14 protein-coding genes are annotated in these 14,474 nt (G+C 66.9%); 8 read left to right on the top strand and 6 right to left on the bottom strand.

The features are described from left to right. Window positions 1-2: 2 nt before the first annotated feature. Window positions 3-734 carry a class I SAM-dependent methyltransferase gene (locus tag AAHM44_RS01745; RefSeq protein ID WP_269574607.1) on the bottom strand — a complete coding sequence of 244 codons (732 nt, stop codon included), beginning with the start codon at window positions 732-734 and terminating at the stop codon, window positions 3-5. A gap of 165 nt (window positions 735-899) precedes the next feature. Here AAHM44_RS01745 and mutM point away from each other — a divergent pair, with 165 nt between their 5' ends. The 4 genes from mutM to dnaA all read left to right on the top strand — a co-directional run bounded on the left by mutM (window position 900) and on the right by dnaA (window position 4,539). Next, window positions 900-1,709, top strand: a complete 810-nt coding sequence (mutM, locus tag AAHM44_RS01740) for a bifunctional DNA-formamidopyrimidine glycosylase/DNA-(apurinic or apyrimidinic site) lyase (protein WP_342248808.1) — start codon at window positions 900-902, stop codon at window positions 1,707-1,709. Between the two features lie 9 nt (window positions 1,710-1,718). Further along, window positions 1,719-2,366, top strand: a complete 648-nt coding sequence (locus tag AAHM44_RS01735; RefSeq protein WP_342248807.1) for a hypothetical protein — start codon at window positions 1,719-1,721, stop codon at window positions 2,364-2,366. A gap of 97 nt (window positions 2,367-2,463) precedes the next feature. Continuing rightward, window positions 2,464-2,727 carry a 30S ribosomal protein S20 gene (gene rpsT / locus AAHM44_RS01730; protein ID WP_183994207.1) on the top strand — a complete coding sequence of 88 codons (264 nt, stop codon included), beginning with the start codon at window positions 2,464-2,466 and terminating at the stop codon, window positions 2,725-2,727. 456 nt (window positions 2,728-3,183) lie between these two features. Beyond that, the gene (gene dnaA, locus AAHM44_RS01725) at window positions 3,184-4,539 is read left to right on the top strand and encodes a chromosomal replication initiator protein DnaA (RefSeq protein ID WP_269574610.1); all 1,356 of its coding nucleotides are present in this window, start codon (window positions 3,184-3,186) and stop codon (window positions 4,537-4,539) included. Window positions 4,540-4,692: 153 nt separating this feature from the next. Here dnaA and AAHM44_RS01720 read toward each other — a convergent pair whose 3' ends face one another. The 5 genes from AAHM44_RS01720 to secB form a co-directional block, all read right to left on the bottom strand. Next, window positions 4,693-4,950, bottom strand: coding sequence for a hypothetical protein (locus AAHM44_RS01720; protein WP_184168121.1), 258 nt, complete (start codon window positions 4,948-4,950; stop codon window positions 4,693-4,695). A 90-nt stretch (window positions 4,951-5,040) separates the two neighbouring features. Then, the gene (locus tag AAHM44_RS01715) at window positions 5,041-6,081 is read right to left on the bottom strand and encodes a CAP domain-containing protein (RefSeq protein WP_342248806.1); all 1,041 of its coding nucleotides are present in this window, start codon (window positions 6,079-6,081) and stop codon (window positions 5,041-5,043) included. A gap of 239 nt (window positions 6,082-6,320) precedes the next feature. Beyond that, complete coding sequence (trpS, locus tag AAHM44_RS01710) at window positions 6,321-7,310, bottom strand: tryptophan--tRNA ligase (RefSeq protein ID WP_269574612.1); 990 nt, start codon at window positions 7,308-7,310, stop codon at window positions 6,321-6,323. A 335-nt stretch (window positions 7,311-7,645) separates the two neighbouring features. Then, on the bottom strand, window positions 7,646-9,214 hold the full coding sequence (gene murJ / locus AAHM44_RS01705) for a murein biosynthesis integral membrane protein MurJ (protein ID WP_342248805.1): 1,569 nt from the start codon (window positions 9,212-9,214) through the stop codon (window positions 7,646-7,648). A 183-nt stretch (window positions 9,215-9,397) separates the two neighbouring features. After that, window positions 9,398-9,910: a protein-export chaperone SecB gene (gene secB, locus AAHM44_RS01700; protein WP_184168113.1), complete on the bottom strand. Its 513-nt coding sequence runs from the start codon at window positions 9,908-9,910 to the stop codon at window positions 9,398-9,400. A gap of 184 nt (window positions 9,911-10,094) precedes the next feature. Here secB and AAHM44_RS01695 point away from each other — a divergent pair, with 184 nt between their 5' ends. The 4 genes from AAHM44_RS01695 to AAHM44_RS01680 all read left to right on the top strand — a co-directional run bounded on the left by AAHM44_RS01695 (window position 10,095) and on the right by AAHM44_RS01680 (window position 14,375). Beyond that, on the top strand, window positions 10,095-10,715 hold the full coding sequence (locus AAHM44_RS01695; protein ID WP_446745938.1) for a Tim44/TimA family putative adaptor protein: 621 nt from the start codon (window positions 10,095-10,097) through the stop codon (window positions 10,713-10,715). An 11-nt stretch (window positions 10,716-10,726) separates the two neighbouring features. Beyond that, the gene (mltA, locus tag AAHM44_RS01690; protein WP_342248803.1) at window positions 10,727-12,055 is read left to right on the top strand and encodes a murein transglycosylase A; all 1,329 of its coding nucleotides are present in this window, start codon (window positions 10,727-10,729) and stop codon (window positions 12,053-12,055) included. Beyond that, the gene (locus AAHM44_RS01685; RefSeq protein WP_269574616.1) at window positions 12,052-12,618 is read left to right on the top strand and encodes a Smr/MutS family protein; all 567 of its coding nucleotides are present in this window, start codon (window positions 12,052-12,054) and stop codon (window positions 12,616-12,618) included. Before mltA ends, AAHM44_RS01685 begins: the two co-directional genes overlap by 4 nt. Before the next feature lie 80 nt (window positions 12,619-12,698). Then, window positions 12,699-14,375: a putative bifunctional diguanylate cyclase/phosphodiesterase gene (locus tag AAHM44_RS01680; protein ID WP_269574617.1), complete on the top strand. Its 1,677-nt coding sequence runs from the start codon at window positions 12,699-12,701 to the stop codon at window positions 14,373-14,375. The last annotated feature ends 99 nt before the right edge of the window (window positions 14,376-14,474 follow it).

Here is a 14,474-nt window from a genome sequence, read left to right as displayed (position 1 = left end):
GCTCAGATCTTCCAGCCGCTGTGGATCGCGACCAGCCCGCCGAGCAGCGGCTCGACCTTGGTCTGGGTGAAGCCTGCTTCGCGGATCATCCGCTCGAACTCGGGCATCTTCGGGAAGCGGCGGATCGATTCGATCAGGTAGCGATAGCTCTCCGCATCGCCCGCCAGCATCTGGCCGAGCTTGGGGACGAGCTTGTGCGAATAGGCGTCATAGACTTCGGAGAAGCCCGGCCACTCGGTGGTCGAGAACTCGAGCACGAACAGCCGCCCGCCGCGCTTGAGCACGCGGTGTGCTTCGCGCAGCGCCTTGGGAATGTCGGTCACGTTCCGGATGCCGAAGGCGATGGTATAGGCGTCGAAGAACTTGTCGGGCCATTGCAGCGTCTCGGCATTGGCCTCGCTCCATACCAGCCCGTCGATCCCGCGCTCGGCGGCGCGCTCTACGCCGACGGCAAGCATCTCGGGATTGATGTCCGCCACCGTGATCGATGCGCCCGAAGGGGCCATGCGGAAGGCGATGTCGCCGGTGCCGCCGGCCATGTCGAGGATATGCTCGCCCTCGCGCGGCTTCACCCGGCGGACGAACTTGTCCTTCCACAACCGGTGAAGTCCGCCCGACATGGCGTCGTTCATCAGGTCGTATTTCGCCGCGACGCTGGAGAAGACCTCGCCGACGCGGCGGGTCTTTTCCTCGGGGGCCACATCCTCGTAGCCGAAGGAGACGGTGTCGGTCATGCGACGGGCTCTAGCGGGGGAAATTTCCTACGTCATCCGTCCATATCGCCATACCCGCCCATATCGTCATCCCGGCGAAAGCCGGGATCTCAGGCGAAGGCGCGGGGCAGGAACCGCACGAGATCCCGGCTTTCGCCGGGATGACGGGAGCGGTACGGACAGGGCATGCCAGAACTCCCCGAAGTAGAGACGACCGTTCGCGGGCTGGAGCCCGTGCTCAAGGGCGAGACGATCCAGCGCGTCACCCTCCACCGCGGCGATCTGCGCCGGCCCTTCCCGGAAGGGCTCGGCCAGCGGCTCACCGGGGCGACGGTCACTGGCATGGGCCGCCGCGCCAAATATGGGCTGATCGAGACGAATCGCGGCGACACGCTGATCTTCCATCTCGGCATGTCCGGGCGCTGGCGGATCGATCCGGGCGAGATCGGCAAGCATGATCACATGGTGCTGGAGACGCAGCAGCACCGTCTCGCGCTCAATGATCCCCGGCGATTCGGCTCGGTCGACCTGGTGCCGACCGCGGAGGTGAGTGCCTGGGCGCCCTTCGTCGCACTTGGCCCCGAGCCTCTGGGCCCGGACTTCAACGCCGCGCACCTGGCGCGTGTCTTCAAGGACAGGATCGCGCCGGTGAAGGCGCTGCTGCTCGATCAGCGCATCGTGGCGGGGCTGGGCAATATCTATGTGTGCGAGGCGCTCTATATCGCCCGCATCGCGCCCACCCGCGAAGGCGGCTCGATCTCGAAGGCCAGGCTGGAAAAGCTGGTCGCGGCGATTCGCGACGTGCTCGAAAGCGCGATCCGCGCCGGCGGCTCGACGATTCGCGATTATGCCCGGCCGGACGGCGAGCTCGGCTATTTCGCCAAGGAATGGCGCGTCTATGGCCGGGAAGGGGAGCCGTGCGGCTGCGGCGGGCTGGTCGAGCGGCGAATCGATTCGGGGCGGTCGACCTTCTGGTGCCCCGCCTGCCAGAAATAGGGAGATGCCATGCTGCTGACTGCCCTTGCCCTGCTCGCCGCCGGTGCGGCGGATTGCCGTCATATCGGCGAATCGCTGCGGGCGGCGCGCTATGACCGCGAGGTCCTGCGGCCGGATGACGAGACGAACATCGAATATGTTTACCGTGACGGTCCGGACGGAGAGAAGGTGATCCCGCAGCGCTGCATCGCCGATCTGGCGGTGAAAGGTCCGGCCCGCTTGCGCGGCAGGCAGCGCTTGCTGGTACGGTCCGATGCCAAGGGCGGCGAGGAGATTGCCCTCTCGATGCGCATAGGCGGGATGCCGTACAGCCGCACGGTGAAGGTCACAGGGCGGGATCAGCAAGTGCTCACCGGCACCTGGCATGTGGTCGAATCGCAGCATTGCCGCACAAAGCTGCCTTCCGAAATCCGCTTCTTCGACAATGGCGGATATGACTTCACCTACCCGGAAGCGATGGTGGAGACGATGACCAGCGGCAGTGGCAGCTACACCTGGCACCAGGCCAGCGGCGCGCTGTCGCTGGGTGGGGAATGGCGGGGCACCGCGCGGTTCGAAGGCAGGCGCCTCGTGATGGTGGGTCCCTATTTCGATTCTGCGTACGTACCGGGGCCGGGCGAGATACTGCCTCCGCCGTGCCGCATCGTTCTTGGTTGACCCGAATCGCTGGTGCCGCTAAGGGGCCCGTCTTTCCGGACGTGGACGGCGTTTCGTCTCCGGGTCCAAACCATTTTACGAGCAGGAACGACACGGCATGGCGAATACGCCGCAAGCGAAGAAGCGTATCCGGCGCAATGCGCGCCGCGCGGAGATCAACGGCACCCGCGTGAGCCGTATCCGCACCTTCGTGAAGAAGGTCGAGTCGGCCCTTGAAGCCGGCGACAAGACTGCGGCCGCTGCCGCGCTCGCCGCTGCGCAGCCGGAAATGGCGCGCGGCGTTGCCAAGGGCGTGCTTCACAAGAACACGGCCTCGCGCAAGTTTGCGCGTCTGAACAAGCGCGTCGAAGCGCTGGCATAATCGTCACTTTTCCGTAACAAAGCCCCGCGGGACACCAGTTCCGCGGGGTTTTTGTCGTGTTCGACAGAGGCTTGCGGAACGAATCGTGGTTAGCACCCTGGAACCCTACGATTCGCGCGAGTCGCGGTGTCTTCGACTTGCAATAATTTGAAGGCGCTATTCTTTTCAGATAGTTAGTGGCCATGGGCACGGTTTTCCGTGGGTTACGGCGAGTCAACAAAACTATTTCAGTATCTTTACACCGGACCCCCTTGCTCGACTCAGAAAGGGGTACCTACAACAGACCTCCCAGGCGGGTTCTCGCCAGGGTGTAGTCGAAGCCTGCCGCACAGGGACCGGGGATGTCCGGTGTCGGGGGGCCTCATGTCGGAGCGAATTTGCGCACGGGAAGCAGTGCTTCCCGCGAAGGAGGGGTGCGTCACGGTGACTCAGGTTCAGGCCTTGGAACGGGACGGAATGGAAGCAGCGGTTGCCAAGGCTTGGTCGCATGTGCGCGCGAATCTGCGTCGCTCGGCGGGCCAGCGTCTGTTCGACCAATGGCTGAAGCCGGTTGTCCTGATCGAGGGCAGCGATGCCGAGATCGTGCGCCTTGGGCTGCCGTCGGCGTTCATGACCCAGTGGGTCAAGAATCACTATGCCGAGCGTCTGCTGCTCGAGTTCCGCGGCCAGATTCCGGCTGTGCGCAGCGTGTCGATCGAGACGCTGGCCGAGGAGCCGAAGCGCGTGCTCAGCGCGGCGCCGGTGGCTCCGGTCGCCGATTCGGCCCCCGTGGCGGCTGCCGCGATCGAGCGCCCGCAGTTCGACCAGCGCTTCACGTTCGAGCGATTCGTGATCGACGCGACGAATCGCGTCGCCTGCAACGCCGCCAAGGCGATGGCGCAGCCGGGCTCGCCGCAGTTCAGCCCGCTCTACCTTCATGCCGGCACGGGCCAGGGCAAGACGCACCTGATGCACGCGATCGGCCATGCCTTCCTCGCCGCGAATCCGGATGCGACCGCGATCTACGTGACCGCCGAGCGTTTCATGTTCGAGTTCGTCCAGGCGCTGCGCAACAAGGACACGCACGCGTTCAAGGCGCGGCTGCGCTCGGTCGATCTGCTGATGATCGACGACCTGCAGTTCATCGGCGGCAAGGACGCGACGCAGCAGGAATTCTTCCACACCGTCAACGAGTTCATGTCGTCGGGCAAGCGACTGGTGATCGCCGCCGACCGTGCGCCCCAGGCGCTTGAGGGCTTCGAGCCGCGCCTCGCCGGCCGTCTCGGCTCGGGTCTGGTCGCCGACATCAAGCCGGCCGAGCTTGAGCTGCGCCGCGCGATCGTCGGCCGCAAGCTGCTCGAGATGCCCGCCGTCTCGATGCCGCATGAGGTGATGGACCTGCTCGCCGCGCGGATCACCACCAACATCCGCGAGCTCGAGGGCGCGCTGAACCGCCTCGTCGCCTATGCCCAGCTCAACAACGAAGTCATCACGATCGACTTCGCGACCAACGTGCTCGGCGAAGTGCTGCGTTCGGCCCAGCGCCGGATCACCATCGACGAGATCCAGCGCGCGGTCTCGGCGCATTTCGAGGTCAAGCAGATCGACCTGATCTCCGAGCGCCGTGCCGTCGCGATCGCCCGGCCGCGCCAGATCGCGATGTACCTCGCCAAGCGCCTGACCACGCGCTCGCTGCCGGAGATCGGCCGCAAGTTCGGCAACCGCGATCACTCGACGGTGATCCACGCGGTCAAGCGAATCGAGGATCTGCGCGCCAAGGACGTGGAGATCGACACCGCCGTGCGCACGCTGATGCGCACGCTGGAGGGCTGAAGGGATAACTTCCCGCCTCTTTCAGGGGCGGGCGGGGTGGAGGAGCTGAGAGCGGGGCAACGCAGATCGGTCACGCCTCCACCCTTCAAAACGGAAAGGCCGGGGCCCGCAGGGGCTCCGGCCTTTTTGTCTAGACATAATGAAGCGACCCACTCACCAGCAGATCGTCTGCCCGATTCGCGGATCATAGACGCAGCCGCCTTCGCCGCTCTCCAGCAGCGGGCAATATTCGCTGTAATAGGTCACGCACTCGCCATAGCTGGCGAAGCCGCGCGCCTGGTAGCTGGTGCAGGTGACCGAAGGCGGGTTGGCGCATTCGAGGTTCGGGCGCGCCTGGAGCGGCTGGGCGAGGACGGCCTGGAAACCGGCGGCGGCGGCAAGCGAAAGCGAGAAACCGATCTTGTTGCGCATGAGTGCCTCCCTGTCGTGGAAGGCACAGGCTAGGTCGCGGCGCCGGGGCGACCTAGCCGATCTGCAACGGATATGGCGGTTTCGCGCCGCTCAGGGCACGATCCGGAAATAATAGCTGTAGTTGCGCGCCGCGCCGCTCACCGTGACGTTGCTGATCGTCACGTCATAGGTGGTGTTGGCGGCGAGCCCGGCGACGCTCCATTGCAGGCTGTTGGGCAGGCCGTATCCGTCATTGTCCCACGATATGTTCGACACGGTCAGCGCCGCGCCGCCGCGCACCCGCACGCTGATCGTCGCGCCGGCATAGCTCACCGACTGATTCGCGCCGAAGTTCGAGCTCTTGTTGGCGATCACCCCGAAGGAGAGCAGCGCCCCGGTCTCGAAATAGCGCGCCGGATAATCCTGGAAGGGATAGGCGACGAAGTCGGGCAGCGGCCCGGCGGTGTTCTGGGTGGTGTTGATCACCTTGATCGAAGCGCCGTCCGCCCGGTTGTTGGTCTGCCACACGCCGGCGGTGCGGCCATAGGCGATCGTCGACAGGAACGGATAGAGCAGCCAGCGGCGATGGCCGATATTGTTCGCCACTACATTGTTGGTGTCGATCAGCCAGCCGGCCAGCAGATCGGCATCCTGCGAATAGCGCAGCCCGCCGGTGCCCAGATAGATGTTGCTCTGCCCGGCGGCGGTGGCGCCGGCAGCGGTATAGCAGTTCCAGCTGGTCGGCGGATTGTGGCTGAGCTGGCCGTTCGCCGCCATCATCAGCGCCGATTGCTGCACGGCCGGCTCGTCGGCGGCGCTGTAGGTGACCGCCGGCAGGTTGTGGAGCCCGCGGATATAGTTGAGCGCCGCCAGCACCCGCTGGCCGACCTCGGGCTTGAGCGTCCCGGCCTGGCAGGCGCCGATATTGGGCGGGCTGCTGTAGAGCTGCGCGACCGAAGTCAGGAAATCCGAGCCCGTCGCCGGCTCGCTGCCGGTCGGCGTCGGCGTGGCCGTCGGGGTAGGGGTGGGCGTGCTGGTCGGGCTCGGCGTGGGCGTCGGCGTCACGACGGTGCCGCCGCCGCCAGAGCCCCCACCACCGCTGCAGCCGGCGATCGCGCTCCCGAGGAGCAGCACGGGAATCAGTCTACGCATCAGGCACTCTCCGCGCACAGAAACCCGGTGGTACCCATAACTGTTCCCTCCCCGAAGTCCGGTGATGTCCGGGGGAGGGTAATGGACAACCCTAAAGAATCCTCCCCCGGGGGGGGGGAGGGGACCAGCCGCAGGCTGGTGGAGGGGTATTCTCCGCGAGCGATGTCGCTTGTGGCGCGCTACCCCTCCACCACCGCCTTCGGCGGCGGTCCCCCTCCCCCCCGGGGGGAGGAATAAGATTAAACCTGCAGCCCGACCGCCTTCTGCGCCGCCAGCAGCGTCGGTGCCGCCAGCTCGCTTGCCCGCGCCGCGCCCCTGGCGAGCTGCGCGCCCACCGCCGCGCGGTCGCCGAGCAGCTGGTTGAGCCGTTCGCGCACCGGCGAGAGCACCGAGATGGCGAGGTCCGCCAGCGCCGGCTTGAACGCGCCGAAACCCTGGCCGGCGAATTCCGCCACCACCGATTGCGGATCGCGGTCCGACAAGGCGGCGAAGATCGTCACCAGGTTCTTCGCCTCGGGGCGCTCGGCGAGCGCCTCGAACGAATCGGGCAGCGGCTCCGGATCGGTCTTCGCCTTCCTGAACTTCTGCGCGATCGTGTCGTCATCGTCGGACAGGTTGATCCGCGACAGGTCCGAAGGATCGGACTTGCTCATCTTCGCGCTGCCGTCGCGCAGGCTCATGATCCGCGGCGCGGCCTTGGAAATGAACGGCTCGGGCAGCGGGAACAGCTCGACTTCATAGTCGGTGTTGAACTTGGTCGCGATGTCGCGCGCCAGCTCGAGATGCTGCTTCTGATCCTCGCCCACCGGGACGTGCGTCGCCTTGTAGACCAGCACGTCGGCTGCCTGGAGCACCGGATAGGTGAACAGGCCCACGCTCGCGCCCTCGCGATTCTTGCCCGCCTTGTCCTTCCACTGGGTCATGCGGTTCAGCCAGCCCATCCGCGCGGTGCCGTTGAGGATCCAGCACAGCTCGGCATGCGCGGGCACGCGCGCCTGGTTGAACAGGATCGCACGATCGTCGATGCCCGACGCCATCAGCGTCGCGGCCATCTCGATCGTCGAATTGGCAAGCTCCTGCGGCGAGATATTCCCCGTCAGCGCATGGAGATCGGCGAGGAAGAACAGACATTCTCCCTGGTCCTGCATCGCCACCCAGTTCTTGATCGCCCCCAGATAGTTGCCGAGGTGCAGATTGCCGGTGGTCTGAATGCCGGAAACGACGCGCATAGATATTCCTTCCACGCCCGGGCTGACCGTTCGGCCTTTGGACGGGCCGCGGGTCCGAGACGGCGGGGACGCAGCCGCACGATGATGTCAGGGACGGGGGCGCTGTAGCGGGTGGGGTGGGCGAGGGGTAGGCATTTCGTGACGAGTGGGCTGGAGCGCCTGATCGCCCCCTTCAGTTCCCCGGCCTTCGCCGGGGAACTGAAGGGGGCGAGTGCACTCTCTTCTCCGTCATCCCCGCGAAGGCGGGGATCCATTCTGGCTGGCTTCTCGAAAGGAGCCGTCACGGCAATGCCAATGGATTCCCGCCTTCGCGGGAATGACGAAAATAAGAGGGATCAGGCCCGCCGCCGCCGCACCAGCGCGTTCAGATCCGAAACCCGGAAGGCCCGCGTCACGAAGCACGCCACGAAATAGATCGCCACGCCCGCGCCCACCAGCACCACCAGCGCCGCGTAGCGCTGCCACAGCAGCCCGCTCAGCCAGGGATCGAGCAGCCCCTCGAAGCCGAAGATCGCCGCGCCCATCAGCACCGCGGCCAGCGCCAGCCGCGGCAGCCGGCGCCGCAGTTGCGCGTCCGCCACGAAATGCCCGCGCTTCTTCAGCGCGGCATAGAGCATCCAGACATTGACGGTGGAGGAGAGGGCGGTCGCCAGCGGCGGGCCGATATGGCCGATCAGCGGGATCAGCGCGAGATTGGCCACGATGTTCACCGCCACCGAGATGGTGGCGAAGCGCACCGGCGTCTTCGTATCCTGCCGGGCATAGAAGCCCGGGGTCAGCACCTTGACCAGCACATAGCTCGGCAGGCCGATCGAGAAGCCGGCCAGCGCCCAGGCGCATTTCACCGTGTCGTCGGCGGTGAAGTGTCCGTACTGGAACAGCCCGCGCACGATCGGTTCGGCGGCGACGATCAGCGCGACCATTGCCGGCAGGGTCAGGAACAGCGCCAGCTCCATGCCGCGATTCTGCGTCTCCATCGCCTCGGCGTCCTTGCCGGCGCCGAGCAGCCGCGAGACGGTGGGGAGCAGGATGGTGCCCAGCCCGATGCCGATCATGCCGAGCGGCAGCTGGTTGAGCCGGTCGGCATAATAGATGAACGAGATCGAGCCTTCGCCGAGCAGATAGCCCGAAAGCGCGGTCGAGATGACCAGGTTGAGCTGCACCGCCCCGGCGCCGAGCGCGGCGGGCAGGATCAGCTTCATCAGCCTTTTCACTTCGGGATCGAGCCGGGGCAGGCGGGGGCGCAGCGACACGCCGGCGGCGCGGCAGGCGAACCACAGCCACAGCAATTGCACCACGCCGCCCAGCGGCACCGCGATCGCCTGGGCCCGCGCCGTCTCCTCGGGCGTGCCGTGGAAGACGAACAGCGCCGTCACCATCGCGATGTTGAGCAGGATCGGCGCGGCGGCGTTGACCCAGAATTTGTCGAGCGAATTGAGGATGCCGCCCAGCAGCGAGGCCAGGCAGATCAGCATCAGATAGGGGATGGTGATCCGGCTCAGCTCGACCGCGAAGGCGAACTGGTCGTGCGTCGGCGCCTGTTTGTGGAAGCCGCCCGAGAGCAGGGCGGTGAGCGGCCAGGCGGCGGCGAGCATCACCACCGTCATCAGCGCCAGGATGGCGAACAGCACCGCCAGGGTGCGCTCGGCGAACTCGAAGGCCGGCCCGCGCTCGCCGTCATGCTCGGCGAGCTTGCGGTTGAACATCGGGATGAAGGCCGAGGAGAAGGCGCCTTCCGCGAAGAAGGCGCGGAACATGTTGGGCAGCCGGAAGGCGACCAGGAACGCGTCCGACGCGAAATTGGCGCCGACATAGCGCGCCTGCAGCGAATCGCGCACCAGCGCGAGCACGCGGCTGGCCAGGGTAAGCCCGCCGACCGAGCCCAGTGTGCGTGCGAGCTTCACTTCTTAAATCCTCCCCCAGCTTGCTGGGGGAGGGGGACCGCGACGCGCAGCGTCGTGGTGGAGGGGCGGCGGTGGAACACCGCCGGCTTCGCCCTCGGCCCCTCCCCCATTGGCTTTGCGAATGGTCCCCCTCCCCGAGACAAGCTCGGGGAGGATTTGAGAACCGTCACCCCCGGATACTCCTCAGGCTTCGCCTGCCACTTCGCCGGTCAGGCCGCCTTCGTTCACGGCGCGCTGCTGCAGGTAGATGCCGCCGAAATCGATCGGCTCTAGCATCAGCGGCGGGAAGCCGCCGTCGCGCACCGCGTCGGCCAGCACGCGGCGGGCGAACGGGAAGAGCAGGCGGGGAGCCTCGCCGAGCAGGAACGCGTCGAGCGCTTCACCCTCGGGCACGTTGCGGATGCCGAACAGGCCGGCATAGGCCAGGTCGACGATGAACGCGGTCTGGCTCTCGGCGGTGGCGCGCACTTCGATCTTGAGCACGACTTCGAACACTTCGTCGGCAACCTTGCCCGAGCCGATGTTGAACTGCACGTCGATCGCCGGAGCCGTCTGGCTCTGGAAGATGGCCGGCGCATTCGGGTTCTCGAACGAGAAGTCCTTCACATACTGCGACAGCAGGCCGGCGGCCGGGGTGGTGTCCACACCGTTGGCTGCGGGCTCGCCGAATTCGGCGATCGTGTCGTTCTCGGCCATTTCAACTACCTCTTTATCCGGAAAGTTTCACGCTGTTGAAGCGTTGGATCGGTTGCGCGCCTAGCAGGCGGGCGCACGTGTTTCAATTCCCACGGATTGCCCGGATTTGAAACGCGCGCCGCTTAGGCCTATGTTAACCGGCGAAGCGTTTGGAGGCGTAGTGTACACGATAATCTTGTTCGCAATGGTGGCCGGGTTCCTGGCACTCCGACTCTATGCCGTGCTCGGCAAGCGCACCGGTCATGAGCAGGCGCTGCCCAAGCCCAGCGAAGAGCGCGTGGCGGTGCCGCCGGCGCAGCGCACCATCGATCAGGCGCCCGAAGCACGCGACGTCAATCCGCGCGTGATCGAGACGGGTGCCGAGAGCGGGCTCAAGGCCGTGATCGCCGCCGATTCCAGCTTCGACGTCGCCCAGTTCATCGATGGCGCCAAGAGCGCGTACAAGATGATCCTCGAGGCCTTCTGGAAGGGCGACGAGGATACTTTGGCCTGGCTGGTCGAGGACGATGTCCGCGCCGGCTTCTCGCAGGCGATCGCCGATCGCAAGGCCGCCGGCCATGTGCTGGAGAATCGCCTGGTTGCGATCGAGCGTGCGATCATCTCGGACGCGGTGGTCGAGGGCAAGAGCGCCCGCATCACCGTGCGCTTCGATGCCGATATCGCGGCGGTCACCCGCGACGCGGACGGCAATGTCATCGCCGGCTCGCTGAGCGATGCGGTCGAGACGCACGACATCTGGACGTTCGCCCGGAGTCTCCGCAGCAACGATCCCAATTGGAAGCTCGTCGAAACCGACGAAGCCTGAGGGGGCAGCACATGCGTATCTGGGGGGGAGTCGCGCTCGCGGCGTTGTTGGGCGCCTGCTCGGGTGGTGTGGTGCCGCGTTCGGTCGAGCCGGGCTATGCGCCGCCGCCGTCCCGCGAAGTCCCGCGCGAGCGTCCACGTGACAGCAGCCGCGTGGCCGAGCCGCATGGCAATCCCGCCGTCCGCCAGCCGATCCCGGCCGTGCCGCTCGCCGCCTATCCGGCGCCGGCCGCGCCCGCCGGCACGCTGACCGCGGCCTCGGCCGGGCTGATCCCGGGGCCGGCCTTCGATTCGCTGCCGCTGAGCGACGATGCGGCGGCGCGCGCGCTGGTCGCGTTCCGGCTGAGCTGCCCGTCGCTGGTGCGTCGCACCGATGTCAGCGGCCTTACCCAGGGCCGTGACTGGCAACCCGCCTGCGACGCCGCGAAAACCTGGCCCGAACGCGATTCCCGCGCCTTCTTCTCTCGGTGGTTCGAATCCGTCCAAATAGCCGACGGGAGGGCCCAGGCGACCGGCTATTACGAGCCCGAGATCGCCGGCACGAAGCATCATCGCTCGGGCTATGGCGTGCCGGTCTATGCCAAGCCGGACGACATCATCGAAGTCGATCTCGGCCAGTTCTCGGCTGACATGAAGGGCAAGAAGATCCGCGGCCGTGTCGCGGGCAAGACCTTCATCCCCTATTACGACCGCAAGGAGATCGATCAGGGCGCGCTGGAAGGGCGCGGGCTGGAGATCGCCTGGGCGGCGGATCCGATCGAGCTGTTCTTCCTCCAGATCCAGGGTTCGGGCCGCCTGCGCGGGCCGGACGGGCAGGTGATGCGGATCGGCTTTGCGGGTCAGAACGGTCGCGAATATGTCGGCATCGGCGCGCTGATGCGCGATCGTGGCCTGCTCCAGCCGGGCAAGGCCTCGATGCAGGGCATCATGGAATATCTGCGCACCCATCCCGAGGAGGGGCGCCAGATCATGTGGGAGAACAAGAGCTATGTGTTCTTCCAGGAGCTGAAGGGGGCCGGGCCCAATGGTTCGCTGGGCCTGCCGGTCACCGGGCAGGTGAGCGCCGCGGTCGATCCCAAGTTCATTCCGCTGGGCGCGCCGGTGTTCCTCTCGATGGACCGGGCCGAGGCCAATGGCCTGTGGATCGCGCAGGATACCGGCGGGGCGATCAAGGGGCCCAACCGCGTCGATACCTTCTGGGGCGCGGGCGATGATGCGCGCGCGATCGCGGGCGGCATGAACTCGCGCGGCACGGCCTGGCTGCTGCTGCCGCTGGGCACGCTCAGCCGCCTGGGCGGTGCGCCGATCGCCGGGGCGCCGACGCCGACCCGCCAGCGGTGAGGCGCCTCGCGCCCGAGGAAGCGGCGCTGTGGAAACGGGTGATCGCCAGCGTCACCCCGCTTGCGGCACGTCCGGTCAAGTCGGTCGAGGCGCTCGATAAGCCGACAACGCCGGCACCGCTGCCGATACCGGGCGCGCCCAAGGTGAAGGGGCGGGTGCCGCCACTGCGCGCGCCCGCGCCGACGCCACCGCCGGCGCGCAGGGTGGCGGCCAATACCCTCGACGCGTCCTGGGATCGCCGCCTGTCGCGCGGTCTGGTCTCGCCTGAATCGACGGTCGACCTGCACGGCCACACGCTATCCTCGGCCTATGACCGGCTCGATTTCGGGCTCGAGGTCGCGATCGGGCGTGGCGATCGCGTGCTGCTGCTCGTCACCGGCAAGCCGCCGCGTCCGGAATCCGAGCGGCCGCATGCACGCGGCGCGATCCGCGCGGCGGTGGGCGACTGGCTCGCCTCGTCGCGCCATTCCGATCGTATCGCTGCCGTAAGAACCGCGCATCCGCGCCACGGCGGAGCCGGTGCACTCTACATCGTGCTGCGCCGCCCCCGGGAAAATTCTTAACTTCTGTCTGCCATGTTTCCGGGGGTCGAGGTCGGGATTCGCCGGTCTCCGAGGGATTCCTGGGGGGAAGAGCGAGCGCAGTGGAAGGATTTTCGCTCAAGAGCCGTGCGATAGCCTTCGCGATGTGCGCCGGTGCGGTGGCGTTCATCCTCGCGCTGGCTGCTGCCTCCACCCCTGGCATGATCACCGTCGAGACCGCCGGTCGCGCGCTGATCGCCGCGATTGTCTGCGGCGTGATGTGCTGGGCCTCGGCCGAGCGCAGCATCGCCTCCACCGCCGAAGCCATCGACGCCGCGATCGAGCGCCTCCAGGGTGCCGCCAATGGCGATCTCCAGAGCGGCATCCCGCCCCAGGTGCATGAATCGGTGCCGACCCTGGCGCGCGCCATGGACGGGCTGTTCCGCCAGCTCCACGCCAATCTGGAAAGCGTCCAGCGGCTCGCGATGTTCGATCCGGTGACCTCGCTGCCCAACCGCACCAATTTCCGGCGTACCGCCGAGCGCATGCTGTCGGACCTGCCGCCGGGCGCGGTCGCGGTGCTCTTCTTCATCGATCTCGATCGCTTCAAGCATGTCAACGACACGCTGGGCCATGCCACCGGCGACGCGCTGCTCGGCATGGTCGCCAATCGCCTGCGCGCGGTCGCTGATCGCTTCGCCGCCGAAGCCGATGCACGTCCGCCGCTGATCGGCCGACTGGCCGGCGACGAGTTCACCATGTTCTTCCCGGCGCTGCGCAATGTGCGGGAAGCCGAGCGGATCGGCCGCGGCATCCTTTACGCACTGTCCGAACCGTTCGATCTGGCCGACCAGGAAGTGTCGATCGGTGCCTCGATCGGCATCGCGCTGCGCCCGGAGCACGGTACGACGCTGCACGACCTGATGCGCGCCGCCGATGCCGCCATGTACCATGCCAAGGCGATGGGCCGTGGCCGCGCCGAGCATTTCACCGAGATTCTCGCCGCCGAGATCGCCGAACGCGCCCGGCTGGAAAGCGACCTGCGCGAAGCGGTCGACAAGGACCAGTTCACGCTCGTCTACCAGCCCCAGGTCTCCGCCACGGATGGCCGCATCGTTGCCGCCGAGGCGCTGCTGCGCTGGCGCCATCCGGACGGGCTCAAGATGCCCGGTGCCTTCATCCAGCGCGCCGAGGAAACCGGCCTGATCGTCGAGATCGGCGAGTGGGTGGTGGAGAGCGTTGCCGAGACCATTTCGCGTTGGGGCCGCCTCGGCATCCAGCAGCGCATGGCGGTGAACATCAGCCCGCGCCAGCTCGATCATGCCAGCTTCTTCCGGATGCTGCGCGAGGCGATGCTGGCGGCCAATGCGCCGGCCAACCTGCTGGAGCTCGAAATCACCGAGACGCTGGCGATGCACTGCTCCAGCGAAGTGCTCGAGGCGATCGCGCTGCTGCGCCACGACGGCGCGACCATCGCCATCGACGATTTCGGCACCGGCTATTCGAACATCGCGCGCCTGCGCAGGCTGCCGATCGACCGGATCAAGCTCGATCGCAGCCTGATCGAGCATGTCGCCGACAGCGCCGAGGCCCGGACCATCGCCCAGGCGGTGATCGGTCTGATCCACGGCCTGAACTGCGAAGCGGTGGCCGAGGGCATCGAGACCGAGGACCAGGCGACCGTGCTGCGTGTCATCGGCTGTGACGTGCTCCAGGGCTATGCGGTGGCGACGCCGATGGAGGAGGAAGCCTTCCTCGAATGGGCACGCGGCGTAGAGCCGCAGCGCATCGCGGGCTGAGGTTCCCCATTTCGTCGTGCTGAACTTGTTTCAGCATCCAACGGGCATCGAGTTACAGCGCAAGAGCCGCTTGTCTTTCGTCTGCCGATAGCTGGACCC

The organism is Sphingomonas sp. OTU376 (assembly GCF_038440415.1).
GTDB lineage: Bacteria > Pseudomonadota > Alphaproteobacteria > Sphingomonadales > Sphingomonadaceae > Sphingomonas > Sphingomonas kyeonggiensis_A.
This window is presented reverse-complemented; position numbering and strand designations above follow the sequence as displayed.